Origin of the sequence: Streptomyces polyasparticus, from assembly GCF_014493765.1 — a bacterium.
Lineage (GTDB): Bacteria > Actinomycetota > Actinomycetes > Streptomycetales > Streptomycetaceae > Streptomyces > Streptomyces polyasparticus.
The window spans coordinates 440,939-465,732 of sequence record NZ_JACTVJ010000001.1; the positions used below are offsets into that span (position 1 = coordinate 440,939).

General features: G+C 69.6%; 21 protein-coding genes and 1 pseudogene. 19 read left to right on the top strand and 3 right to left on the bottom strand.

Features of this window, described 5'->3' with window-relative positions:
* Positions 1 to 77 precede the first annotated feature (77 nt).
* Both H9Y04_RS01920 and H9Y04_RS01925 read left to right on the top strand, forming a co-directional pair.
* Positions 78 to 1,260, top strand: a pseudogene (locus tag H9Y04_RS01920) (IS3 family transposase).
* A 703-nt stretch (positions 1,261 to 1,963) separates the two neighbouring features.
* Positions 1,964 to 2,629 carry a hypothetical protein gene (locus tag H9Y04_RS01925; protein WP_187811808.1) on the top strand — a complete coding sequence of 222 codons (666 nt, stop codon included), beginning with the start codon at positions 1,964 to 1,966 and terminating at the stop codon, positions 2,627 to 2,629.
* 89 nt (positions 2,630 to 2,718) lie between these two features.
* On the opposite strand, the gene H9Y04_RS01930 is transcribed toward H9Y04_RS01925, so the two are convergent.
* Entirely contained in the window at positions 2,719 to 3,204 is a 486-nt protein-coding gene (locus H9Y04_RS01930) for a hypothetical protein (RefSeq protein ID WP_187811809.1), read from the bottom strand.
* Positions 3,205 to 3,274: 70 nt separating this feature from the next.
* Positions 3,275 to 3,841: a CGNR zinc finger domain-containing protein gene (locus tag H9Y04_RS01935; RefSeq protein WP_187811810.1), complete on the bottom strand. Its 567-nt coding sequence runs from the start codon at positions 3,839 to 3,841 to the stop codon at positions 3,275 to 3,277.
* A gap of 256 nt (positions 3,842 to 4,097) precedes the next feature.
* On the opposite strand from H9Y04_RS01935, the gene H9Y04_RS01940 reads away from it, so the two are divergent.
* Positions 4,098 to 5,504, top strand: a complete 1,407-nt coding sequence (locus H9Y04_RS01940) for an MFS transporter (protein ID WP_187811811.1) — start codon at positions 4,098 to 4,100, stop codon at positions 5,502 to 5,504.
* Positions 5,505 to 5,554: 50 nt separating this feature from the next.
* The gene (locus H9Y04_RS01945; protein WP_187811812.1) at positions 5,555 to 5,860 is read left to right on the top strand and encodes a hypothetical protein; all 306 of its coding nucleotides are present in this window, start codon (positions 5,555 to 5,557) and stop codon (positions 5,858 to 5,860) included.
* Between the two features lie 55 nt (positions 5,861 to 5,915).
* Here H9Y04_RS01945 and H9Y04_RS01950 read toward each other — a convergent pair whose 3' ends face one another.
* Positions 5,916 to 6,734 (bottom strand): hypothetical protein, encoded by an 819-nt coding sequence (locus H9Y04_RS01950; RefSeq protein ID WP_236070498.1) that lies wholly within the window; start codon positions 6,732 to 6,734, stop codon positions 5,916 to 5,918.
* Between the two features lie 254 nt (positions 6,735 to 6,988).
* Here H9Y04_RS01950 and nrtL point away from each other — a divergent pair, with 254 nt between their 5' ends.
* The 15 genes from nrtL (at position 6,989) to H9Y04_RS02025 (ending at position 24,598) form a co-directional block, all read left to right on the top strand.
* Positions 6,989 to 8,098: an ArgS-related anticodon-binding protein NrtL gene (gene nrtL, locus H9Y04_RS01955; RefSeq protein ID WP_187811813.1), complete on the top strand. Its 1,110-nt coding sequence runs from the start codon at positions 6,989 to 6,991 to the stop codon at positions 8,096 to 8,098.
* A 23-nt stretch (positions 8,099 to 8,121) separates the two neighbouring features.
* Positions 8,122 to 9,513, top strand: coding sequence for a diaminopimelate decarboxylase (gene lysA / locus H9Y04_RS01960; protein ID WP_187811814.1), 1,392 nt, complete (start codon positions 8,122 to 8,124; stop codon positions 9,511 to 9,513).
* A gap of 196 nt (positions 9,514 to 9,709) precedes the next feature.
* A complete protein-coding gene (locus tag H9Y04_RS01965; protein WP_187811896.1) occupies positions 9,710 to 10,999 on the top strand; it encodes a homoserine dehydrogenase in 1,290 nt (429 codons plus the stop codon).
* Between the two features lie 6 nt (positions 11,000 to 11,005).
* Positions 11,006 to 12,082 (top strand): threonine synthase, encoded by a 1,077-nt coding sequence (thrC, locus tag H9Y04_RS01970; protein WP_187811815.1) that lies wholly within the window; start codon positions 11,006 to 11,008, stop codon positions 12,080 to 12,082.
* Between the two features lie 308 nt (positions 12,083 to 12,390).
* Positions 12,391 to 13,308: a homoserine kinase gene (gene thrB, locus H9Y04_RS01975; RefSeq protein WP_187811816.1), complete on the top strand. Its 918-nt coding sequence runs from the start codon at positions 12,391 to 12,393 to the stop codon at positions 13,306 to 13,308.
* Between the two features lie 374 nt (positions 13,309 to 13,682).
* Positions 13,683 to 15,659, top strand: coding sequence for a transcription termination factor Rho (gene rho / locus H9Y04_RS01980; protein ID WP_187811817.1), 1,977 nt, complete (start codon positions 13,683 to 13,685; stop codon positions 15,657 to 15,659).
* A gap of 361 nt (positions 15,660 to 16,020) precedes the next feature.
* On the top strand, positions 16,021 to 17,154 hold the full coding sequence (locus tag H9Y04_RS01985; RefSeq protein WP_187811818.1) for an LCP family protein: 1,134 nt from the start codon (positions 16,021 to 16,023) through the stop codon (positions 17,152 to 17,154).
* A gap of 184 nt (positions 17,155 to 17,338) precedes the next feature.
* Complete coding sequence (gene rpmE / locus H9Y04_RS01990) at positions 17,339 to 17,563, top strand: 50S ribosomal protein L31 (protein ID WP_187811819.1); 225 nt, start codon at positions 17,339 to 17,341, stop codon at positions 17,561 to 17,563.
* 106 nt (positions 17,564 to 17,669) lie between these two features.
* Entirely contained in the window at positions 17,670 to 18,749 is a 1,080-nt protein-coding gene (gene prfA / locus H9Y04_RS01995) for a peptide chain release factor 1 (RefSeq protein WP_187811820.1), read from the top strand.
* Positions 18,750 to 18,809: 60 nt separating this feature from the next.
* Positions 18,810 to 19,655, top strand: a complete 846-nt coding sequence (gene prmC / locus H9Y04_RS02000) for a peptide chain release factor N(5)-glutamine methyltransferase (RefSeq protein ID WP_187811821.1) — start codon at positions 18,810 to 18,812, stop codon at positions 19,653 to 19,655.
* A gap of 79 nt (positions 19,656 to 19,734) precedes the next feature.
* Entirely contained in the window at positions 19,735 to 20,382 is a 648-nt protein-coding gene (locus H9Y04_RS02005) for an L-threonylcarbamoyladenylate synthase (RefSeq protein ID WP_187811822.1), read from the top strand.
* Positions 20,379 to 21,077 (top strand): arsenate reductase/protein-tyrosine-phosphatase family protein, encoded by a 699-nt coding sequence (locus H9Y04_RS02010; protein WP_187811823.1) that lies wholly within the window; start codon positions 20,379 to 20,381, stop codon positions 21,075 to 21,077. The genes H9Y04_RS02005 and H9Y04_RS02010 overlap by 4 nt, the downstream gene beginning before the upstream one ends.
* Before the next feature lie 59 nt (positions 21,078 to 21,136).
* Complete coding sequence (gene glyA / locus H9Y04_RS02015) at positions 21,137 to 22,402, top strand: serine hydroxymethyltransferase (RefSeq protein WP_187811824.1); 1,266 nt, start codon at positions 21,137 to 21,139, stop codon at positions 22,400 to 22,402.
* A gap of 129 nt (positions 22,403 to 22,531) precedes the next feature.
* A complete protein-coding gene (locus H9Y04_RS02020) occupies positions 22,532 to 23,842 on the top strand; it encodes an MraY family glycosyltransferase (protein ID WP_187811825.1) in 1,311 nt (436 codons plus the stop codon).
* Positions 23,843 to 24,160: 318 nt separating this feature from the next.
* On the top strand, positions 24,161 to 24,598 hold the full coding sequence (locus tag H9Y04_RS02025) for a Cg1360 family ATP-synthase-associated protein (RefSeq protein WP_187811826.1): 438 nt from the start codon (positions 24,161 to 24,163) through the stop codon (positions 24,596 to 24,598).
* Positions 24,599 to 24,794 lie beyond the last annotated feature (196 nt).

Consider the following 24,794-nt stretch of genomic DNA (forward strand, 5'->3'; position numbering starts at 1 on the left):
CCCTCAGGTGGGGTTTGCCCCCGTTTGTGGACATCTCTTGAAGATCGGATCGTGGGGTCCGAGGACGAGGTGTCCGGGTGGCTGCACGGCGGTACTCGGAAGAGTTCAAGCAGGACGCGGTCGCGTTGGTGGGATCCACCGGTCGGTCCATCAACTCGGTGGCCCGGGAGCTCGGGGTCAACACCGAGTCACTGCGCCAGTGGGTCCGGGCCGCCAAGGGCCCTGCCGTGGGTGCGGGCGGTGAGGCGATGACGCCGGCCGAGCGCGAGGAGCTGAAGCGGCTGCGCAAGCAGGTCCGCGAACTGGAGCTGGAGAAGGAAATCCTTCGCAAGGCAGCCCAGTATTTTGCGAAAGAGATGAATCGATGACCAGCCGCTGGCGGTTCATCTCTGCGCACCATCTGGAGTACGGGATACAGCGGCTGTGCAGAATTCTCCGGGTCTCCCGCTCGGGCTTCTACCGATGGCGTCTGGCCGGACCGGCCCGCCAGGCCCGAGCCGACGCGGAAGCGGCGCTGACCGAACAGATCCGGAGCATCCACAGCGAGGCGAAGGGCGCCTACGGCGTGCCGCGCATTACCCGGGAGCTGCGAGAGGGCGGCGAGGTCGTCAATCACAAGCGGGTGGCGCGGCTGATGCGCGCTTCCGGAATCTCCGGGCGTCATCTGCGCAAGGGAAAGCGGACCACGATCCCCGACGCGCGGGCCCCGAAGGCCCCGGACCTTTGGAGCGTGACTTCTCTGCGCCCCGGCCGAATGTGCGCTGGTGCGGCGACATCACCTATCTGCCCGTGGGCAAGGACTGGATGTATCTGGCCACCGTCATAGATATTCACGCGCGCCGGGTGGTGGGCTGGTCCATGGCCGACCACATGCGCTCCGACCTCGTCGTCGACGCGCTCGAAGCAGCCGTGGCCACCCGGGGCGGATCGGTCGACGGCGTCGTATTTCATTCGGACCGCGGGACCCAATACACCTCCGCCGCCTTCGCGTCCGCCTGCCGAAAGCACGGGATCCGCCGCTCGATGGGACGAGTCGGATCGAGTTACGACAACGCCCTGGCGGAATCCTTCTTCGCCAGCATCAAGCGTGAACTGCTCTACGGAGAACGGTGGTTGAGCAATACCGATGCCCGCATGGCCGTGTTCACCTGGCTGGCCTGGCACAACAACCGGCGCCGCCATTCCGCACTCGGTCACATCAGCCCGGTCGAATTCGAACGACGCTCGATCAACTCAGGTAGCCTGAACTTGGCTGCATAGATCGCAGATGTCCACATAACGGGGCGAAGCCCATGCGGAGCATCGCCCGTGGCTAGCGCCCTGGCTGCCAACGGGTATGCCTCATAACGCTCTCTCAGGCTATGACCTTGGCCAGAGCCGCAGCCAAGTTCGCCGTCCAATCAACGACCGCACCCGTCCAGCGTGTGCGGTCGTGTTGAAGTGTTGGGGCAGGTCAGGAGGGTGGCTCTGAGTGTGAGCTCGCCTCTGCGTATGACGCGGACTGCCGCCTGCCAGTCCACTGCGTACCTCGGCCTCGGTCAGTGGCCGGATGAACGGGCCGTCCTCGGGGCTCGTGGCTTCGGTCACGAAAGGGAAGTCCAGAACTGAAGCGGGGCCGCCTGTGCAGATGTACTCGTGCCACTGTGGAGCCTGCCAGAGATCCTCGACGGACCGGTCCTCGAAGCCGTAGTCGCCGAACTCGTAGGCCCCTGCGCGAGTTCCTCATTCTGGAGCTTCCGGAACGCTGCTGCCACGTCCTGCTCGCGAGGCCGCAGTCGACGGGAGGGCAAGCGGCCGGGCTTCCTGCCAGGGGCGTAGTAGTAGGGGCGTCGTAGGTCGAGGAGTTGGCGATTTCCCGTGTTCGTACGTGAAGGCTCGTCAGTCCGGCAGGGGCAGGATCCCCGGGTGTCACCTGCAGGGGCAGGATCACCAGGGTGTCAGTGCCGTGCGCTTGGATGGGCGGATGACCATCGAAGACGTCGCTCGGCAGTTGCCCGAGACAGCCGTGCTCCGTGAGCACTGCCGATCCCTTGCCATGCTGGACGCAGCCCTGAGCCCGGAGTGGGAATGGCGATATCACTCGTTCGACCACAGGTGGTCCGAGACCGAGGTCATGGCTTCGATGCGCAACGGCTCGGGGGATGAGTACGCGATCGTCTTCTCGCCTGCCGGCGCATACGTTCGCGGGTTCGCCCATGAGTCGCCTATGAGCCCTTACGTGGAAGACGGGCCTTGGTCTGGCGTTCTGGACGAAGTTCCCGACGTCTTCCGGTCGTGTGTCGAGGAGCCCGCGTTCTGCGACGAGCAGGGGGTGCCGGTCGTCACGGCGTGCACCTGGCGCCAGGCGGGTGCCGATCGGTGGGCGACGGGAACGATCGACTTTCCTGAGGAGCCGAGGGAGGACCCGGATGGTGCCCAGTATCTGTTCCGGCTCCTCACGGACCGATCGCCGGAAGCGTTCCAGCGGTGGGCCCAGGACTACTACGAGGTGGAGATAGGGCTGGACGCTGTGCGTCACATCTTGGGCTCTCGTCCGCTGACGGAGTCAGTGGTCAATGCCCTGAACCCGGAGATCACCCTGGCCGAACTCGCGGATGACATTGCGGAGATCGGCTATCCGAGCGGGTGAGGCGCGGGCGAACGAACGGGGTGGCTCATGGGATGGCTCTCGGGGTGCTGAGCGCCTGAACCTCTCAACACCCCTGCACCACCAGCCCGTTACGTTCCCGATGGTGTCGCCGGCTGTTCCAGGTCGCCCTTGAGTTTGCGTTGGGCTCGCAGGATGAGGCTGTCGCGGGCGGCGCGGTGGGCGTTGATGAGGTCGATCAGGTGCGAGTTCTCGAGGTGCTCGCCGCCGCGGGCCTCGTCGCACAGCGGCAGGAGGGAGCGGCGCATCTCGCGTGCGGCCACGCGCAGGGGGTCCGTTCGGTCGCCCGTGAGGAGGCTGATGAGTTGGGACTGCTCGTGCAGGGACTCGTATGTCTCCAGTGCCGCGGTCGCCATCGCGTCCAGGTCCGCCGTGCTCGCGCCCGCGTCGCGTGCTCGGCGCCAGCGCAGCAGGCCTCTCAGCGTACGGTCGGCAGTCGACAGGTAGTCCACCCGTCCGGTCAGCAGTGCCTCGTCCCAGCGGACGGCCAACTCCCTGCGGTGCATGGCGTGTTCGCGCCACGCCTGCAGCAGTGCGCCGACTGCGGCTCCGATCACTGTCGAGATGGTCCCCACCCACAGCACGTCCACTCCCGGAGGGTACTGGGCGGCAGCCCCCAGGTGTCGGCTACTCCGCCGCCCCCGGACCAGCCGCCCCCACCCCCGCCCGCGCCCGAGCCGCATAAGCGCGCGACTTGTTGCGGTTGCCGCAGATCTTCATCGAGCACCAGCGGCGGCTGCGGTTCTTCGAGGTGTCCCAGAAGACCCACGCACACGCGTGCTCCGCGCACCGCTTGAGCCGTATCGCGTCGCCCGTCGTCGTCAACTCGGTCCAGGCGATCGCCAGTTGGGCGATCGGGTGGCGGTCGGGCGGGAGGCCGGGGGCGGCGGTCAGTGATCCGTTCGCGGTGACGAGTACGGGGTGGTCGGCCAGCACCCGGTCGGCCGCCGCCAGGAGGCCGGGGTCCGGGGTGTCGCCGACGTGGGCGCCGAGCTGTTCGCGGATGCCGGCGCGCAGGGCCAGATACGAGGCGTGCGTGCCGGCCGGTACGGCGGCGCGCGAGGTGCGCAGTCCGCGGCTGTGCAGCCAGGTGGCGAGGGCGGCGGGGGTGGCGATCTCGTCGCTCGCCTCCTCCACGTCGACCGTGTTGGCGAACGCCTCCACCAGCGCGGCCGCGGTCGGCTGTTCGAGCATCTGCTCCACCTTTCGACGTTCCCCCGCTCTACGCCCATCTTACCGGCTATCCGTTTTACCGGTTGCAGAGCCGCAAGGGTTCTGTCAGGCTTGCATCACCACCAAACGCGATAGACGGTTAGTGGGATCGCGGCCACAGCGGCCAAGCCGGCCACAGCGACCAGGGCGACCAAGCCGGCCACAAAGACCAAGGCGGCCAAGCCGACCGCAAAGAACAAGCCGGCCAAGCGGACACCAAGAGTCAGGGGGACGGGGAATGACGACCGAGGCGCTCGAACAGCAGCACCCGATCGACTCAGCGGCCGAGCGGTCCAGCGAGCCCGGCAACCCCAGGGACCCGCGGAACCCCAGCAACTCCGGCACCCCGAGCACCCTCAGCAAGCCCCACCAGCCCCACCAGCCCCACCAGCCCAACGAGCCCAACGGGCCCAACGAGCCCAACGGGCCCAACGGGCCCACCCAACAAGCAACCCACCGCAACATCGCCGTACTCGTCGGCTTCACCGCCGCCACCAACCTCGCCGACGGCGTCATGAAGATGGCCCTGCCGCTGCTCGCCGCCCAGCTCACCCAGTCGCCCGTGCAGGTCACGGCGGTCTCGCTGACGCTCACCGCGCCCTGGCTGCTCATCGCCCTGCATGTGGGCGTCCTCGTCGACCGCTTCGACCGCCGCCGGCTGCTGTGGGCGGCGAATGCCATGCGGCTCGCCGCCATGGGCTGGCTCACGGTCGCGGCCGCCACCGACGGCCTCGCGCTTGCCGCGCTCTTCGCCGCCGGCGCGGTGCTCGGCGTGGCCGACGTCATCGCCGGTACGGCCGGCTCCGCCATCGTTCCGGCCGCCGTCGGCCCCGAAGGGCGCGAGCGGGCCAACGCCTGGGTCTCCGGCGCCGAGACCGTGTGCCAGGAGTTCGCGGGCCCCTTCGTCGGCGGACTGCTCTTCGCGGCCGGCGCCGGTCTGGCCCTCGGGGCGACCTGGATCGCGTACGCCGCGTCCGCTCTCGTCCTGCTCCTGCTCGCCGGACGTTTCCGGGCCGAGCGCGACATCACCGCCGCCCCCACCTCCGTCAACGCGCAGATCGCGGAGGGCGTTCGTTACCTGTGGCGCCACCGCCTCATGCGGACGCTCGCGCTCATCCTGACCGTGCTCTGCGGTGTCTGGGGCGGCTGGCTCGCGCTGATCCCGCTCTACGCGAGGACCGAGATGGGGCTGACGTCCAGTCAGTACGGCGTCGTGCTCAGCGCGCTTGGCGTCGGCGGACTCGTCGGCGCGCTCGCCGTCACCACCGTCAACCGGCTGCTCGGCGTGCGCTGGGCGATGTTCGCCGATCTCGTCGGCACCGCGGCGATGGCGGCCCTGCCGGCCCTCACCACGCAGGTGTGGGCCGTGGCGGCCGGGGCGTTCCTCGGCGGTATGGGCGGGACGCTGTGGACGGTCAACTCCCGCACCATCACCCACCGTCTGGTGCCGGACGAGATGCTCGGCCGGTTCGGCGCGGCATCCCGCCTCTTCACCTGGGGTGCGATGCCGCTCGGCGCGGCACTGATGGGCCTCATCGGTGAACTGGCGGGCCTGCGCGCGGCGTTCGCGGTCTTCGCCCTCGCCACGGCCCTGACGGTCGTGCCGTTCCTGCGCACGGTGACGCCGGCGCGGCTGAAGGCCTGAGCGACGCAGCGGCTCAACGCGTCTGTCAGGTACGTGGGTACCGTGTGCGCATGTCGATATCCGTAGGCCTCGAGCTCGACGTATCCGGCCTGCAGCCGGGCGATGAGACCGCGCGTACCGCTGTGGCGCTGACCGAGTTCTTCGCCCTCAACGACCTCGATCGCGATGTCGTGGTGGGCCAGGACGAGGGGAAGGGAGAGGTCTCCGCATGGACCGAGTACCCCGTGATCGTGACGCGCTTCGGCGCCTGGTCCGACAGGATCGAGCAGGGGGCCCAGGAAGCCGTCAGCGCGGTCGTGCCCACTGCCCGCGTCAGCCTCCGCTGGCGCTTCGAGGACGACGACGAGGACTTCTGAGGTCCGCCACGGTTTCTGGGACCCCGACCCGGGCTGCCCCGGGCCGCCCACTCCCTCAGTGCACATCCACCACGAACGGATGCCCCGCATCCGCCGGGCACGTGAAGACGCGCAGGTCGCCGAAGCGCCCCACGACCACCGCCGTCGTCAGATCGTCGCTGGCCGCCGTGAACAGGAGCGTGAGCGTGGTGCCGCACTCCGTGCACGCGAAGTCCATCGGGGCCGTGAGGTGCCGCGTCGGCCATCCGCCCAGCTTCCAGCCGGCGACCCGGGTGATCACATCGCCCTTGCCGTGACCGGTCGCCTCCACCAACTCCTCCAGTTTCGGCTGGAGTTCGGCCGGGAGTACCTCCCGGAACGGGAAGTCCATGATCGGCTGTCCCGCCCGAAGGGCGCAGGGCTCCGGCAGGAACCCGTACTCCTCATGCCGTACGGGGACCGCGGGCTCCACCACACGCGCGTCGGTCAGCTCGTCCAGGCGCCGCCGGCGCAGGGTGACGACCGGGCTGCCGTCGGCCTGGTCCTCCGGCGGGTCCCGGTGGGCGTTCGGGCACCACAGGACCTGGAGCAGCTCGGCGCCGTCGGACCACCACGGGCCCGGTGCGTCCTTCGCGAAGATCTGGGCCACCGGCACCATCGCCACCGGCGGCAGTCCCGAGGGCTCCAGTTCGTCGGGGATCGTGCACACGGGCCACGGCTCGTCCGCCGGCCACAGCATGGGCCCGCCGACCGAGCTGTCCCTGGGCCCGGGATTCCCCCGCCGGGGCTCGAGGACCGTGGCCTCGCGTGCGTACGGGGCGAGCTCCGGGACCGAGGCGAGGATGGCCTCGGCGGAGGGACGGACGGGTTCCGAGGGGGCGAAGGGTGCGGACATGCGAGGCCTTTGCTGGGATACGGAGGGTGATCGGGCGGACCGACACGGAGGGCGGCAGCACGCGCTCCGTTCGACGCGCCGACGACTTCCCTCTGCCCAGCGCACAGACGGCCTCCGCCGTCACGCCCAGCCCCGAGTGCCGCACCCGCCCACCGGACCCGACCGCCCGGCCACCGGACCCGACCACCCCGCCCCCTGTCCGCCAGACGAAACCGACTCGCCTACCCACCCCCCACCTCCCCTACGCTTGTCCCGTGACCCCCGCCGATCTCTCCCGCACCGTGCTGCGCGCGGTGCGGCACGCCGTGGAGCAGGGGGAGCTGCACGTGGCCGTGCCCGAGCGGATCGTGGTGGAGCGGCCGCGGCCCGGCGGGCGCGGGGACTACGCGACCAACGCCGCCCTGCAGCTGGCCGGCGCCGCCAAGCGGCCGCCGCGCGAGATCGCCCGGCTGCTCGCCGATGAGCTCACCCGCGAACCGGGGATCACCGAGGTCGAGATCACCGGCCCCGGATTCCTGAACATCACGCTCGCCGGCGACCGGGACCAGTCCGTCGTACGGGAGATCCGCGCCGCGGGCGACCGCTATGGTCACGCCCCCGGACCCACCGGACAGATCGTCCAGCTGCACTTCCGCGCCGAGCTGCGCGCCGCCGTCTGGTGCGATGCGCTGCGGCGGATCCTGCGCTCCCAGGGCGCCCTCGTCCGCACCACGTGCGAGCAGGCGCCCCCCGCCGAATGGGCCGCGCTCGGCATCCGTGTCGACGCCCACGGCACCCCGCCCGCCCCCGGCCTGGCGCTCACGCAACCCGTGCCCGCGCCGCGCCCCACGAGCGAGCTCGGCCCCGACGCCACCCGCTGGGCCCTGCTGCACGCCGCCGCCCACGACCGTCCCCGTATGACGGCGGACCTCCTGGTGCAGCACGAGGACAACCCCCTCTTCCGGGTCCGCTACGCCCACGCCCGCACCCGCGCGCTCACCCGCAACGCCGCCGACCTGGGCTTCACCGCCGACCCCGGCCCCGTACAGGAAGCTCCACAAGAAGCCGCGCGGGAAGCCGCACACGAAGTCGCACAACAAGCCGCACAAGAAGCCGCACACCAAGCCACAACCCTGCAGGCCGCCCTCTCCGACCACCCCCGGATCCTCGCGCAGTCCGCAGAGCAGCACGCCCCCGACCGCCTCGCCCGCCACCTGATCGTGATCGCCGACGCGGTCCTCGACTTCCAGTACGCCGTCCTGCCCCGAGGCGACGAGAAACCCGAGGCCGCCCACCGCGCCCGGCTCGCGCTCGCCGAAGCCGCCGGGACGGTGCTCGCCGGTGGCCTGTCCCTGCTCGGCATCGACGCCCCCGAACACCTCTGAGATCTGAGAGAGACACAGAAGAGATGAGCCGTTCCGCCCACCCCGCCGGGCCCCGCCACGCCGACGTCCTGCCCGAGGGCCACTACACCGCGCCGCCCGCCGACCTCAACGTCCTCGACCCCAAGGTCTGGTCCCGTACGGTCACGCGCGACGCGCAGGGCGCCCTGACCGTCGGCGGCATCGAAGTGGCGCGCCTGGCCGAGGAGTTCGGCACCCCCGCGTACTTCATGGACGAGGCCGACTTCCGCGCCCGCTGCCGCGCCTGGCGCGAGGCCTTCGGCACCGAGGCCGATGTCTTCTACGCCGGCAAGGCCTTCCTCTCGCGCGCCGTCGTCAAGTGGCTGTACGAGGAGGGCCTCAACCTCGACGTCTGCTCCGGCGGCGAACTCGCCACCGCCCTGAGCGCGGGCATGCCCGCCGAGCGCATCGCCTTCCACGGCAACAACAAGTCGGAGGCGGAGATCGAGCGCGCCGTCGAGGCGGGCGTCGGCCGGATCGTCCTCGACTCCTTCCAGGAGATCGTGCGCGTCGCGCACATCGCCCAGCGCCTGGGGAAGGTGCAGCCCGTCCTCATCCGCGTCACGGTCGGCGTCGAGGCCCACACCCACGAGTTCATCGCGACCGCGCACGAGGACCAGAAGTTCGGCATCGCCCTGGCCGGCGGCCAGGCGGCGGAGGCCGTACGGCGCGCGCTGAAGCTCGACGGGCTCGAACTCCTCGGCATCCACAGCCACATCGGCTCGCAGATCTTCGACATGGCCGGCTTCGAGGTATCGGCCCGCCGCGTGGTCCAGCTGCTCGCCGCGATCCGCGACGAGCACGGCGTCGAGCTCCCCGAGATCGACCTCGGCGGCGGCCTCGGCATCGCGTACACCAGCGAGGACGACCCGCGCGAGCCGCACGAGATCGCCAAGGCGCTCAGCGAGATCGTCACGCGCGAGTGCGAGTCCGCGCGGCTGCGCAGCCCCCGTATCTCCGTCGAGCCGGGCCGCGCCATCGTCGGCCCGACGGCCTTCACGCTCTACCGCGTCGGCACCGTCAAGCACCTGGAGGGCCTGCGGACGTACGTGAGCGTCGACGGCGGCATGTCGGACAACATCCGCACCGCCCTGTACGACGCCGAGTACAGCGTCGCCCTCGTCTCGCGCAGCTCCACCGCCGAGCCGATGCTCTCGCGCGTGGTCGGCAAGCACTGCGAGAGCGGCGACATCGTGGTCAAGGACGCGTTCCTGCCGGCCGACCTGGCTCCGGGCGACCTGATCGCGGTGCCGGCGACGGGCGCGTACTGCCGCTCGATGGCGAGCAACTACAACCATGCGCTGCGGCCGCCGGTCGTGGCGGTGAACGACGGCGAGGCGCGGGTGATCATCCGCCGCGAGACGGAGGAGGACCTGCTCGCCCTGGACGTCGGCTGACGGAGCCCGAGGTGCGTCCGTCCTGCGTCCGACGTAAGACGGACGGCACCACGGGGGCCGCGGACGCCGGATTTCCGGTCCGCGGGTCCCATTGAAATGAAATCGACGTCTCATTATCCGGACCAGGGGCGGAAACCCCGGTCCGGTGCGTGAGACTGAACCAACCGCAGAAGTTTGAAGGAATCGAGGTCGGATGATGCGTACGCGTCCGCTGAAGGTGGCGCTGCTGGGCTGTGGAGTCGTCGGCTCTGAGGTGGCCCGCATCATGACGACGCACGCTGACGACCTCACAGCCAGGATCGGTGCGCCCGTCGAACTCGCGGGCGTGGCCGTGCGCCGCCCGTCCAAGGTGCGCGCCGGCATCGACCCCGAGCTGATCACCACGGATGCCACCGCCCTGGTCAAACGGGGCGACATCGACGTGATCGTCGAGGTCATCGGCGGCATCGAGCCCGCCCGCACCCTGATCACCACCGCGTTCGAGCACGGCGCGTCGGTGGTCTCCGCGAACAAGGCGCTGCTCGCCCAGGACGGTGCGGCCCTGCACAAGGCCGCCGAGGACCACGGCGAGGACCTGTACTACGAGGCCGCCGTGGCCGGTGCGATCCCGCTGATCCGCCCGCTGCGCGAGTCCCTCGCGGGCGACAAGGTCAACCGCGTCCTCGGCATCGTCAACGGCACCACGAACTTCATCCTCGACAAGATGGACTCGTCCGGCGCCGGCTACCAGGAGGCCCTCGACGAGGCCACCGCCCTGGGCTACGCCGAGGCCGACCCGACCGCCGACGTCGAGGGCTTCGACGCCGCCGCCAAGGCCGCCATCCTCGCCGGTATCGCCTTCCACACCCGCGTACGCCTCGACGACGTGTACCGCGAGGGCATGACCGAGGTGACCGCCGCAGACTTCGCCTCGGCGCGCCAGATGGGCTGCACCATCAAGCTGCTCGCGATCTGCGAGCGCGCCGCCGACGGCGAGTCCGTCACCGCCCGCGTGCACCCGGCGATGATCCCGCTCAGCCACCCGCTCGCCTCCGTGCGCGAGGCGTACAACGCGGTCTTCGTCGAGGCAGAGGCCGCCGGACAGCTGATGTTCTACGGGCCCGGCGCGGGCGGCGCCCCGACCGCGTCCGCGGTCCTGGGCGACCTCGTGGCCGTGTGCCGCAACAAGCTCGCCGGGTCGAACGGACCCGGCGAATCCGCGTACACCCGCCTCCCGGTGAGCCCGATGGGCGAGGTCTTCACGCGGTACCACATCAGCCTCGACGTGGCCGACAAGCCGGGCGTGCTCGCCCAGGTCGCGACGGTCTTCGCCGAGCACGGCGTATCGATCGATACGGTCCGTCAGTCGGGCAAGGACGGCGAGGCCAGCCTCGTCGTCGTCACCCACCGCGCCACCGACGCGGCCCTGAACGGGGTCGTGGACCGGCTGCGCAAGCTCGACACCGTGCGGGGTGTCGCCAGCATCATGCGTGTCGAAGGGGAGTAACAGGACATGACCGCCACCCGAACCGGCGCCCACCAGTGGCGCGGGATCATCGAGGAGTACCGCGACCGCCTTCCCGTCAGCGAGGCGACGCCCGTGGTCACGCTCGGCGAGGGCGGCACTCCGCTCGTCCACGCGGAGGTGCTCTCCGAGCTCACCGGCTGCGAGGTCCACCTCAAGGTCGAAGGCGCCAACCCGACCGGTTCCTTCAAGGACCGCGGGATGACCATGGCCATCTCCAAGGCCAAGGAGGAGGGCGCCAAGGCCGTCATCTGCGCCTCCACCGGCAACACCTCGGCCTCCGCCGCCGCGTACGGCGGCAAGGCCGGCATGGTCAGCGCCGTCCTCGTGCCGCAGGGCAAGATCGCGCTCGGCAAGATGGGCCAGGCCCTCGTGCACGGCGCGAAGATCCTGCAGGTCGACGGCAACTTCGACGACTGCCTCGTATTGGCGCGAAACTTGTCCGAGAACTACCCGGTGGCGCTGGTCAATTCGGTCAACCCGGTGCGTATCGAGGGCCAGAAGACCGCCGCGTTCGAGATCGTGGACCGCCTCGGCGACGCCCCCGACATCCACGTCCTTCCGGTCGGCAACGCGGGCAACATCACCGCCTACTGGAAGGGCTACAAGGAGTACGCGGCCGACGGCATCGCCACCCACACGCCCGTCATGTGGGGCTTCCAGGCCTCCGGCGCCAACCCGATCGTGCGCGGCGAGGTCGTCAAGGACCCGTCGACGATCGCGACCGCGATCCGTATCGGCAACCCGGCCTCCTGGAGTTACGCGGAGGCCGCGCGTGACGAGTCGGGCGGCCTCATCAGCGATGTGACCGACCGTCAAATCCTGCGCGCCTACAAGCTGTTGGCCTCCCGCGAGGGTGTCTTCGTGGAGCCCGCCTCGGCCGCTTCCGTGGCCGGTCTGCTCGCGGCCGCCGAGGACGGGAAGCTGGCCAAGGGGCAGCGTGTCGTCTGCACCGTCACGGGCAACGGCCTCAAGGACCCGGACTGGGCCGTGGCCGGCGCCCCGCAGCCGGTCACCGTACCGATCGACGCCGCCGCCGCGGCCGAACGGCTGGGCCTCGCCTAGCACTTGAGGACCTGGGGCAATACGCCCCAAGTCCGCGCAGGGGGTGCACAAGGGGCTTGCGACACGCATCGTGCGCCTCCTGTGCGCCCTATGTCGCCACAGAACCTTCCTTCGATAGGCTGTACCAAACCCGCCCGCCGCATATGCCACTCCATGCGGCCGCCGCCGTCTTTCGTCGGCCTCCGGGTGCCGGTTCCTCTCCCGCTCGTACGCAGCTCTCGTACAGCTCGTACAGCCGGAGGAGTCCCGGCGAACCCCAGCTCCACCGTGAACAATCCCGCAGCACAAGCAAGGAGAGTCAGCGAGCGATGGCCGGTCCCGCCTTCCGCGCCGCCGCCGTAAGGGTGCGCGTCCCCGCCACCAGCGCAAACCTCGGCCCGGGCTTCGACGCCATGGGCCTTGCGCTGGGGCTCTACGACGACGTCGTCGTGCGCGTGGCCGACTCCGGGCTGCATGTCGACATCGCCGGCGAAGGCGCCGAGACCCTGCCGCGCGACGAGTCGCATCTGCTCGTACGTGCGCTGCGTACCGCGTTCGATCTGCTCGGCGGGCAGCCGCGCGGCCTCGAGGTCGTCTGCGCCAACCGCATTCCGCACGGCCGCGGCCTCGGCTCCTCGTCGGCCGCCATCTGCGCCGGCATCATGGCCGCCCGCGCCGTGACCATAGGCGGCGACGCCAAGCTCGACGACACCGCGCTGCTCGAGCTCGCCACCGAGATCGAGGGCCACCCCGACAATGTCGCGCCCTGCCTGCTCGGCGGATTCACGCTCGCGTGGATGGACGCGGGTGCGGCCCGCGCGATCAGGATGGACATCGCCGATTCCGTCGTTCCGGTGGTCTTCGTGCCCGGCAAGCCCGTCCTCACCGCAACGGCCCGCGGCCTGCTGCCGCGCAGCGTCCCGCATGTCGACGCCGCCGCGAACGCGGGCCGGGCAGCCCTGCTCGTCGAGGCCCTGACCAGGCGCCCCGAGCTGCTGCTGCCCGCCACCGAGGACCGCCTGCACCAGGAGTACCGCGCCCCGGCCATGCCGGAGAGCGCCGCCCTGGTCGAGCGGCTGCGCGCCGACGGCGTGCCCGCAGTGATCTCCGGCGCGGGCCCCACGGTGCTCGCGCTGGTCGATGAAGCGACGGCCGACAAGGTCGCCCAGGTCGCCGGCGAGGGGTGGGCGGCCAACCGTCTGGCCCTTGATTCCGGCGGAGCGAGCGTGTTGCCGCTTGCGTCCTGACACACGTATGCCGGAGCAGGAGAGGGGGAATGTTTGTTGGATCCGGTAGTGTTAACCTCAAGTCTGCACCCGACGTACGAATGGCGTGGTGCTTCCTGTCCCGTCTCGGGACAACCCTTCTTCCGGGAGCTTCCCCAACTGATCTGTGCACTGCACTGACCTTTGGCGAGCACGCTCCGGAACCGGCGTGACCCAGCCCAGTGACACAGCACGTATGGGTGGCACAGCTTCGGGAATCGCCGTCACCACAGACTCTTCCGCCGCTTGAGGCGGTACCACCGCCCCGGCAGGTCCGCTCCTTACGGACCACCGCCGGACAGCACAACCGGTCGCCGAGCCAGAAGGCCGACGTCCGCTCCAGGGAAGGACCCTTCGTGAGCGACACCACCGATCTGATGGGCGTGACTGACAGCGCCGCGCCCGCCACGGACGCCTCTGCCGCGCCCACCACGCGGCGGCGCCGCGGCACCGGCCTCGAGGGCATGGTGCTGGCCGAACTGCAGCAGGTCGCATCCGGCCTCGGGATCAGGGGCACGGCGCGGATGCGCAAGAGCCAGCTGATCGAGGTCATCAAGGAAGCTCAGGCAGGCGGCTCCGCCCCGGCGAAGGCGTCGGACACAGGCACCGAGTCCAAGCCGAAGCGCCGGGCGACCTCCAAGGCCCGCACGGAAGCGGCCGCCGACAAGCCGGCCGCAGAGGAGAAGGCCGTCGAGGCCTCCGCTCCCCAGCAGATCGAGATCCCGGGCCAGCCCGCCTCCGACGACGCTCCCGTCGAGCGCCGTCGCCGTCGCGCCACCGCCGACGCCGGCAGCCCCGAGACCGTGACCGCCGAGGCCAAGGGCGAGACCAAGGCCGAGCCGAAGTCCGAGCAGGGCGGCGAGAAGTCCGAGGCCAAGGGCGAGGACAATGCCGAGGGCCGTCGCGAGCGCGGCAACCGCCGTGACCGCGGCCGTGACCGTGGCCGCGACGAGCAGGGCGGCAAGCAGGGCCAGCGTCAGCAGCAGGGCGGCGGCCGCCAGGAGCGCGGCGACCGTCAGGACCGCGGTGACCGTCAGGACCGCGGCGGCGACCGTCAGGACCGCAACAACGGCCCGCAGGACGACGACGACTTCGAGGGCGGGCGCCGTGGCCGCCGCGGACGCTACCGCGACCGCCGTGGCCGTCGCGGCCGCGACGAGATGGGCAACGAGCCGCAGGTCTCCGAGGACGACGTCCTGATCCCCGTCGCGGGCATCCTCGACATCCTCGACAACTACGCGTTCATCCGTACGTCGGGCTACCTCCCCGGTCCCAACGACGTGTACGTCTCCCTCGCCCAGGTCCGTAAGAACGGTCTGCGCAAGGGCGATCACGTCACCGGCGCCGTGCGTCAGCCGAAGGAAGGCGAGCGCCGCGAGAAGTTCAACGCCCTGGTGCGTCTGGACTCGGTGAACGGCATGGCGCCCGAATCCGGCCGCGGCCGCCCGGAGTTCAACAAGCTGACCCCGCTGTACCCGCAGGACCGCCTCCGTCTGGAGACGGACCCGGGCGTCCTGACCACCCGCATCATCGACCTCGTGTCGCCGATCGGTAAGGGCCAGCGCGGTCTGATCGTGGCCCCGCCGAAGACCGGCAAGACCATGATCATGCAGGCGGTCGCCAACGCGATCACGCACAACAACCCCGAGTGCCACCTGATGGTCGTCCTGGTCGACGAGCGTCCGGAAGAGGTCACCGACATGCAGCGCTCGGTCAAGGGCGAGGTCATCTCCTCGACCTTCGACCGTCCGGCCGAGGACCACACCACGGTCGCCGAGCTCGCCATCGAGCGCGCCAAGCGTCTGGTGGAGCTGGGCCACGACGTCGTCGTGCTGCTCGACTCGATCACGCGTCTGGGCCGTGCGTACAACCTGGCGGCGCCGGCCTCCGGCCGCATCCTGTCCGGTGGTGTCGACTCGACCGCCCTGTACCCGCCGAAGCGCTTCTTCGGTGCGGCCCGCAACATCGAGGACGGCGGCTCGCTGACCATCCTCGCCACCGCCCTGGTGGACACCGGGTCCCGCATGGACGAGGTGATCTTCGAGGAGTTCAAGGGCACCGGCAACATGGAGCTCAAGCTCGACCGCAAGCTCGCCGACAAGCGCATCTTCCCGGCGGTGGACGTGGACGCGTCCGGCACCCGTAAGGAAGAGATCCTGCTCAGCGGCGAGGAGCTCGGCGTCGTCTGGAAGCTGCGCCGGGTGCTGCACGCGCTCGACCAGCAGCAGGCGATCGAGCTGCTCCTGGACAAGATGAAGCAGACGAAGTCCAACGCGGAGTTCCTGCTCCAGATCCAGAAGACGACCCCGGGCATGGGCAACGGCAACGACTGAGGCGCCCCCGCCACCGGCTTCTGAGCGACGCCCCCGTCACGCACTGCGTGGCGGGGGCGTCGCCTTTCTCGTACGCGAAGGTCTTAAGGCGTGGGACTTCGGTCCCGTGCACCGGCAAGGGGACGGTCGGCCGCGAGACCTTCGCCACAGAAAATCCTCGATCCCGCCCTTTCTGCCAGATGTGCCAAACTGGATGAAATAGCAGGTGAGGGCGGGTTTTCCGGACTGCCGTCGGGGAACTCGGCCAGAAGCTGCGGCACAGCCTGTTCAAGGCTCGCTCTTAAGAACCTCTTATGACCCTGTGCAACCCTTTTTGAGGACACGACGTCCAACAAATGGCGGACCGAGGACTGAGGAGCACATGCCCGACGCGAGCGACACCACCCCCGAGAACGCCGGACCGCCCAGCGGTCGACGCGGCGCCAAGGGGCGTCGGCGCAAGCCCCGCAGCACCCGCCGCAAGGCCCTGGTGATCACGGCCTGGACCGCGGCGGGCGTCGTGGTGCTCGGCGGTGCGGGGCTCGGCTACCTCTATTACAAGTTCAACGGCAACCTGCACGGCATCGACATCAACGCGGCGCTCGGCACGGACCGCCCCGAGGACGTCGACAACGGCTCGATGGACATCCTGGTCCTCGGCTCCGACTCGCGCGCCGGTGACAATTCCAAGTACGGCGGCGGCGACGGCGAGAGCGCCCGTTCGGACACGGCGATGATCCTGCACGTGTACGAGGGCCACAAAAAGGCGAGCATCGTCTCCATACCCAGGGACACCCTGGTCACCAGGCCCGAATGCACGACGAACAGCGGCGGCACCGATCCCGGCGGCCCCCGCAGGATGTTCAACGAGTCGTATTCGGTCGGCGGCCCGGCCTGCGCCGTGAAGACCGTCGAGTCCATGTCGGGAATTCGCATGGACCATTACGTCGAGGTCGACTTCTCCGGATTCAAGAAGCTGATCGACACCCTCGGCGGCGTGGACATCACCACCACCAAGGCGATATCCGACCCCGACAGCCATCTGAACCTTCCCGCCGGCGCGCACACGCTCGACGGCGAGCAGGCGCTCGGCCTGGTCCGCACCCGGCATGCCGTCGGCGACGGCGGGGACCTGGGCCGAATACAGCTGCAGCAGGCCTTCATCAAGGCCCTGATCAACCAGATCAAGGACGTCGGGGTGTTCTCCAGCCCCAAGAAGCTGTACGACCTCGCGGACACCGCCACCAAGGCCACCACCGTCGACTCCGACCTCGACTCGGTGAACCGTCTGATCGGCTTCGCCAACGGGCTGAAGTCCATCGATGCCAAGGACATGCACATGGTCACGATGCCGGTGGTCTACGACCCGGCCGACCCCAACCGTGTGGTGCCGCTCGAGAAGCAGTCGCAGATGGTCTGGGACGCGCTGAAGGCCGACAAGCCCATCCCGGCCGCGGCCACCAAGGACTCGGCCGGAGACAAGGGCGACGCCGGCTCCTACGTGGACAGCAACTGATCCCCGTATTGCCGAAGCTGCCGTCAAGAGCGCCTGACCAGCCAAAACGCCCCCGGGAATACCTGGCCCCCCGACCCGGTTTTGGGAGATACGGCCAGTCCTGGCAAACTGGTACGTCGGCCCCGGTTCACGCACCCGCATCCCGCGTCTGCGACCCGGCGCCCTCCCGAAACTAGGAGACACCTTGAAGCGCGACATCCACCCCGAGTACGTCGAGACGCAGGTCAGCTGCACCTGTGGCGCGTCGTTCACCACCCGTAGCACGATCTCCAGCGGCAACATCCGCGCCGAGGTCTGCTCCGAGTGCCACCCGTTCTACACGGGCAAGCAGAAGATCCTCGACACCGGTGGCCGTGTGGCCCGCTTCGAGGCCCGCTTCGGCAAGGCTGCAGGCTCCGCCAAGAAGTAGCGAGCCACTGCGCCGGTCCTCGGTCGCTCCTCATGCGGGGGTGACCGGGGCCGGCGTTTTTCTCGTCAGCAGCCCTTCGTTCGTTACGAAAACCAGGAGCCCGGAGATGTTCGAGGCGGTCGAGGACCTCATCGGCGAGCACGCCGATCTGGAGAAGCAGCTCGCCGACCCGTCGGTGCACGCGGACCAGGCCAACGCGCGCAAGCTCAACAAGCGCTATGCCGAACTCACGCCGATCGTGGCCACGTACCGCTCCTGGAAGCAGCTGGGCGAGGACATCGAGACCGCGAAGGAATACGCGGCCGACGACCCCGACTTCGCGGCCGAGGTCAAGGAGCTGACGCGCGAGCGCGAGGAGACCACCGAGAAGCTGCGCCTTCTCCTGGTCCCGCGCGACCCGTCGGACGACAAGGACGTGCTGCTCGAGATCAAGGCGGGTGCGGGCGGCGACGAGTCCGCGCTGTTCGCCGGTGACCTGCTGCGCATGTATCTGCGGTACGCGGAGCGTGTGGGCTGGAAGACCGAGATCATCGACTCCACGGAGTCCGAGCTCGGCGGCTACAAGGACGTCCAGGTCGCCGTGAAGACCAAGGGCGGCAACGGGGCGACCGAGCCCGGCCAGGGCGTCTGGGCGCGCCTGAAGTACGAGGGCGGGGTGCACCGCGTGCAGCGCGTGCCCGCGACCGAGTCCCAGGGCCGTATCCACACCTCCGCGGCCGGTGTGCTCGTCACGCCGGAGGCCGAGGAGGTCGACGTCGAGATCAACATGAACGATCTGCGGATCGACGTGTACCGCTCGTCGGGCCCCGGCGGCCAGTCCGTCAACACCACGGACTCCGCCGTCCGCATCACCCACGTCCCCACCGGTGTGGTCGCTTCCTGCCAGAACGAGAAGAGCCAGCTCCAGAACAAGGAGCAGGCCATGCGTATCCTGCGCTCCAGGCTGCTCGCCGCCGCGCAGGAGGAGGCCGAGTCCAAGGCGGCGGACGCCCGCCGCAGCCAGGTCCGCACCGTGGACCGCTCCGAGAAGATCCGTACGTACAACTTCCCGGAGAACCGCATCTCGGACCACCGGGTGGGCTTCAAGGCGTACAACCTGGACCAGGTGCTCGACGGAGACCTCGACGCGATGATCCAGGCCTGTGTCGACGCGGACGCGGCGGCCAAGCTGGCCGACGCCTCGTAACACACGAGTTGCCCGGTACGGCCTTCGCGATACGGCTGTGAATCCCAGGAAGGACGGCGCGTGAACCTTCTGCTCGCCGAGGTGGCCCAGGCCACCCAGCGACTTGCCGATGCCGGCGTGCCCTCGCCGCGCTTCGACGCGGAGGAGCTCGCCGCGTACGTGCACGGCGTCAAGCGCGGAGAGCTGCACCACGTCAAGGACGGCGACTTCGACGCGCGCTACTGGGAGGTCATCTCCCGTCGCGAGGCCCGCGAACCGCTGCAGCACATCACCGGCCGTGCCTTCTTCCGCTATCTCGAACTGCAGGTCGGGCCGGGCGTGTTCGTGCCACGGCCCGAGACCGAGTCCGTGGTCGGCTGGGCCATAGACGCCGTACGCGCCATGGACGTGGTCGAGCCGCTGATCGTGGACCTGTGCACCGGGTCGGGCGCCATCGCGCTCGCCCTCGCACAGGAGGTGCCGCGCTCGCGTGTGCACGCGGTCGAGCTGTCCGAGGACGCGCTCGTGTGGACCCGTAAGAACGTCGAGGGCTCCCGGGTGGACCTGCGCCAGGGCGACGCCCGTGACGCCTTCCCCGACCTGGACGGCCAGGTCGATCTGGTGATCTCCAACCCGCCGTACATCCCGCTCACCGAATGGGAGTATGTGGCGCCCGAGGCACGGGACTACGATCCCGAGCTCGCGCTCTTCTCCGGCGAGGACGGTCTCGACCTGATCCGCGGGATCGAGCGCACCGCGCACCGGCTCCTGCGTCCGGGCGGTGTCGTCGTCATCGAGCACGCCGACACCCAGGGCGGCCAGGTGCCGTGGATCTTCACCGAGGAGCGGGGCTGGGCGGACGCCGCCGACCACCCCGACCTCAACAACCGGCCACGTTTCGCCACGGCCCGCAAGGCGATGCCGTGATGACCGTTCCGCTGGATCCCGCGCGGGATCTTCCGCTCGCATTTCCGCTGAGTACGTACGACGAAGGGGCTGGGGAGTAATGGCACGCCGATACGACACCAACGACGCGACCGACCGCGCCACCGGCCTGCGCGAGGCCGCGTCCGCCGTGCGCCGCGGCGAGCTGGTCGTGCTGCCCACCGACACCGTGTACGGGATCGGCGCGGACGCGTTCAGCGCGGAGGCCGTCGTCGATCTGCTCGCCGCCAAGGGCCGTGGCCGCGCCATGCCCACGCCCGTCCTGATCGGCTCCCCGAACACCCTGCACGGCTTGGTCACCGACTTCTCGGAGCAGGCCTGGGAGCTCGTCGACGCGTTCTGGCCCGGCGCCCTGACCCTGGTCGCCAAGCACCAGCCGTCCCTGCAGTGGGACCTCGGGGACACCCGGGGCACCGTCGCGATCCGGATGCCGCTGCACCCGGTCGCCATCGAACTGCTCACCGAGGTCGGCCCGATGGCCGTCTCCTCGGCGAACCTCAGCGGCCACCCCGCGCCGGAGGACTGCGACGCCGCGCAGGAGATGCTCAGCGACTCGGTCTCCGTGTACCTGGACGGCGGTCCGACGCCCGGCATCGTGCCGTCCTCGATCGTGGACGTGACCGGCAAGACGCCGGTACTCCTTCGCGCAGGCGCCCTCAGCGCCGAAGAGCTGCGCAAGGTGGTACCCGACCTCGAGGTGGCGAATTGACGGCCCCACAGGGGCGTGGCATAGCGGCTTCTTCGAGTTTTACGGGATTCTCCGGCCAGAGCTTCTCCGGCCAGGGCCTCCCGGACCCTGCAGAAACCTTCCGCATCCTCCACGTCAGCACCGGCAACGTGTGCCGCTCGCCGATGACCGAGCGGCTGACACGGCATGCCCTGACGCACCGGCTCGGCGCCGAGGCGGCGGGCGGCCTCATCGTGGAGAGCGCGGGGACCTGGGGCCACGAAGGGGCTCCGATGGAGGCGAACGCGGCGACCGTGCTCGGCGAGTTCGGGGCGGACGCCTCGGAGTTCGTCGGCCGTGAGCTGCTCGACGAGCACGTCATCCGGGCCGACCTGGTGCTCACCGCCACGCGTGACCACCGTGCGCAGGTCATCTCGATGGGGCACTCGGCCGGTCTGCGGACCTTCACCCTGAAGGAGTTCACCCGTCTCGTACGGGCCATAGATCCGGCGACCCTTCCCGACCCACTGGACGAGGGCGTGGTGGAACGTGCCCGCGCGCTCGTGCGTGCGGCCGCGGCTCTACGCGGGTGGCTTCTGGCGCCGTCCATCGAGGCGGACGAGGTGCACGACCCGTACGGTGCGCCCCTGACGTACTTCCGCTCGGTGGGCGAGGAGATCAATCAGGCGCTTGAGCCTGTGGTGACGGCGCTGACGGGGTTGACGGCGCGGGCGTAGGGGCTGGGTTGGCCCTACATTGGAAGGGCCGTCACACCCCACGGGCCCCGGAGCCGCACATGTCGGTCACCACTGCAGCCAGCGTCAGCGGATTGTTCGCGGGGATCGACGCCCTGCGACGGCAGGACCCCGAACTCGCCGAGATCCTGCTCGGCGAGCTGGAGCGCCAGAGCGGCGGACTCCAGTTGATCGCCGCCGAGAACTTCACCTCGCCCGCCGTGCTCACCGCGCTCGGCTCACCGCTCGCCAACAAGTACGCCGAGGGATACCCAGGCGCCCGTCACCACGGCGGCTGCGAGCTGGTGGACGTCGCCGAGCGGATCGCCGTGGACCGGGCGAAGGCCCTGTTCGGCGCCGAGCACGCGAACGTGCAGGCCCACTCGGGCTCCTCGGCCGTACTCGCCGCCTATGCCGCGCTCCTCCGCCCCGGCGACAAGGTGCTCGCCATGGGCCTGCCGCACGGCGGCCACCTCACCCACGGTTCGCCGGCGAACTTCTCCGGCCGCTGGTTCGACTTCGTCGGATACGGCGTGGACGAGGAGAGCGGGCTGCTCGACTACGAGCGGGTCCGTGAACTCGCCGTCACCCACCGGCCCAAGGCGATCGTCTGCGGATCCATCTCGTACCCCCGCCATCTCGACTACGCGGCCTTCCGGGAGATCGCCGACGAGGTGGGCGCGTACCTGATCGCCGACGCCGCGCACCCCATCGGGCTCGTCGCCGGGGGAGCGGCGCCCAACCCCCTGCCGTACGCGGACATCGTCTGTGCCACCACGCACAAGGTCCTGCGCGGTCCGCGCGGCGGCATGCTCCTGTGCGGCGGGGAGCTGGCCGAGCGCGTCGACCGTGCGGTGTTCCCGTTCACGCAGGGCGGCGCGCAGATGCACACCATCGCGGCGAAGGCCGTCGCGTTCGGCGAGGCGGCAACACCGGCGTTCACCGCGTACGCCCATCAGGTGGTCGCGAACGCCCGGGTGCTCGCCGAGTGTCTGGCCGCCGAGGGCTTCGCGGTCACCACCGGCGGTACGGACACCCACCTCGTGATCGCCGACCCGGCCCCGCTCGGCCTGGACGCCAAAGCGGCCCGCGGGCTGCTCGCCGGCGCGGGCATCGTCCTCGACACCTGTGCGCTGCCTCACGGCGAGGTACGCGGCCTGCGCCTGGGCACGGCGGCCGTCACCACCCAGGGCATGGGCGAGGCGGAGATGGCCCGGATCGCCGGCTTCTTCGGCGCCGCACTGCGCGGAACCCAGGAACCGCAAGGGCGCTCCGTACGCGAAGAAGTGCGGGAACTGGTGCGAAGGTTTCCGCCGTATACCGGCTAGTACGGGGTAGACGCCGGGGCAGTCACAGTGAAGCGTGCAACCATCGTCGCTACCCGAAAGTCCCCAACCATATGCGCGCAAAGCTAGGGTGTGGGGCTGAGATGGCCAGCGATACCTGTGGGGAAGCCCGTGCGTGAATATTTGCTGACGCTCTGCGTCACGGCCGCGGTGACCTATCTGCTGACCGGGCCGGTGCGGAAGTTCGCCATCGTCGCCGGCGCGATGCCCGCCGTCCGTGCACGCGACGTGCACCGCGAACCGACGCCGCGGCTCGGCGGTATCGCCATGTTCTTCGGCCTGTGCGCGGGCCTCCTGGTCGCGGACCACCTGGAGAACCTGAACGAGGTCTTCGAGAACTCCAATGAGCCCAGGGCCCTGCTCTCCGGCGCGGCCCTGATCTGGCTGATCGGTGTCCTCGACGACAAGTTCGAGATCGACGCCCTGATCAAGCTGGGCGCCCAGATGATCGCCGCCGGCGTGATGGTCATGCAGGGTCTGACCATCCTGTGGCTGCCCATCCCCGGTATCGGCTCGGTCTCGCTGACCCAGTGGCAGGGCACGCTGCTCACGGTGGCCCTGGTCGTGATCACCATCAACGCCGTCAACTTCGTGGACGGCCTCGACGGACTCGCGGCCGGCATGGTCTGCATCGCGACCACCGCGTTCTTCATGTACGCGTATCGCATGTGGTACGGCTACGGCATCGAGGCCGCCGCGCCCGCCACGCTCTTCGCCGCGATCCTCATGGGCATGTGCCTGGGCTTCCTGCCGCACAACATGCATCCCGCCCGGATCTTCATGGGCGACTCCGGCTCCATGCTCATCGGGCTCGTCCTCGCCGCTGGTGCGATCTCGATCACCGGTCAGGTCGACCCGGACCTCCTCCACGGCTCCGCGGGCTCCGAGCGCGAGGCGGTGCACCAGATGGTGCCCGTCTACATCCCGCTCCTGCTGCCGCTCACGATCATCGCGGTGCCGATGGCCGACCTGGTGCTCGCGATCGTCCGGCGGACGTGGAACGGCCAGTCGCCGTTCGCCGCCGACCGCGGACATCTGCACCACCGGCTCCTGGAGATCGGACATTCGCACAGCCGCGCGGTCCTGATCATGTACTTCTGGTCGGCGCTCATCGCCTTCGGTGCGGTCCTGTACTCCGTTCACTCGGCGTCCATGTGGATTGTCCTGGCGATCGTGGCACTGAGCGCAGTCGGTCTCGTGCTGCTCCTGCTGCCGCGCTTCACGCCGCACACCCCGCGCTGGGCCGAGCGCTTCGTGCCGCCGCGCTACCGCCGTCGCAGGGCCGGTTCCGTCGTGTACGAGAGCGAACCGCCGGCGGCCGAGGAGGAGCCCCGCACGCCCGTGGCCGCGGGCGTGGGCCGGGTCAACGGGGCGACGGCGGTGGGCGAACGCTCCCGTTTCCGGGACCGCCTGCGTACCTGAGGCACCGCCTGTCCCTGCGTAGGGAATCCCACACTCCGGCCTCAGAAGTCACAGCAAAACGGTCTTGGAAATGCGCGCAATAACAGACATAGGGCTCAAAGTCCCGCCCAGACGCGCGCATTAGCTCTCATGTGTGACGGCCAGCACACTTCGCAGGTAAAGACCTCATCAAATAGTTTGTGATACGGTTCACGAGATCCCGGGGTAGAGCCGAAAGACCGTAGTGCGACGGTCTGTTGGCCAAAAGCTCGACCGTTGCCCGGGTCTACGCTCGACCATGACGACACTCGTCCCCAGCAAGTAAGCGGAGCTGCCGCCATGCCGTCTCTCGACGCACGCATCCTCCTGCCCATCGCCGTTCCTACCGCCGCCGCCGGTGCTGTCACCGCTGTGGTCGGCGCTGTGATCGACGGTGGTACGGGAGCGCTCGGCGGTGTCATCGGCGCGGCTGTGGTGATCGTCTTCATGGGCGCCGGAATTCTCGGCCTGCAGTACACGGCCAAACACTGGCCAAGTCTGTTCCAGGCCATGGGACTTGCGCTCTACACGTTCCTGCTGCTTGTGCTGTTCGTCTTCGTGGCCGTCTTCAAGGACACCACGGCGTTCAATCCCAAAGTCTTCGCCGCCGCGATCATCGTCTGCACGGTGGCCTGGGTGGTGTCGATGGCCTTCGCACACAAGAAGGCCAAGATCTTCTACATCGACCCGGACTCTTCCGAGTCCGAGAAGAGCGAGAAGACGGGCTCTTCCTCGTGAGGGGTAGGGCCGGGATAAAGACCCGTCGCAGACCCTGCTATCGTCCGGTGCCAACTGCGGCACTGCGGGCGCGGGCAATTGAGCTGACGCCTGTTCCATCGCGAGGCTCAACGCCTGATTGCCGCCCCCACATCCGAAACACCAGTCCGGTGCCGACTCGCGGCTGCGCGCCGCGCCGACACAACGAGGTTGCCGT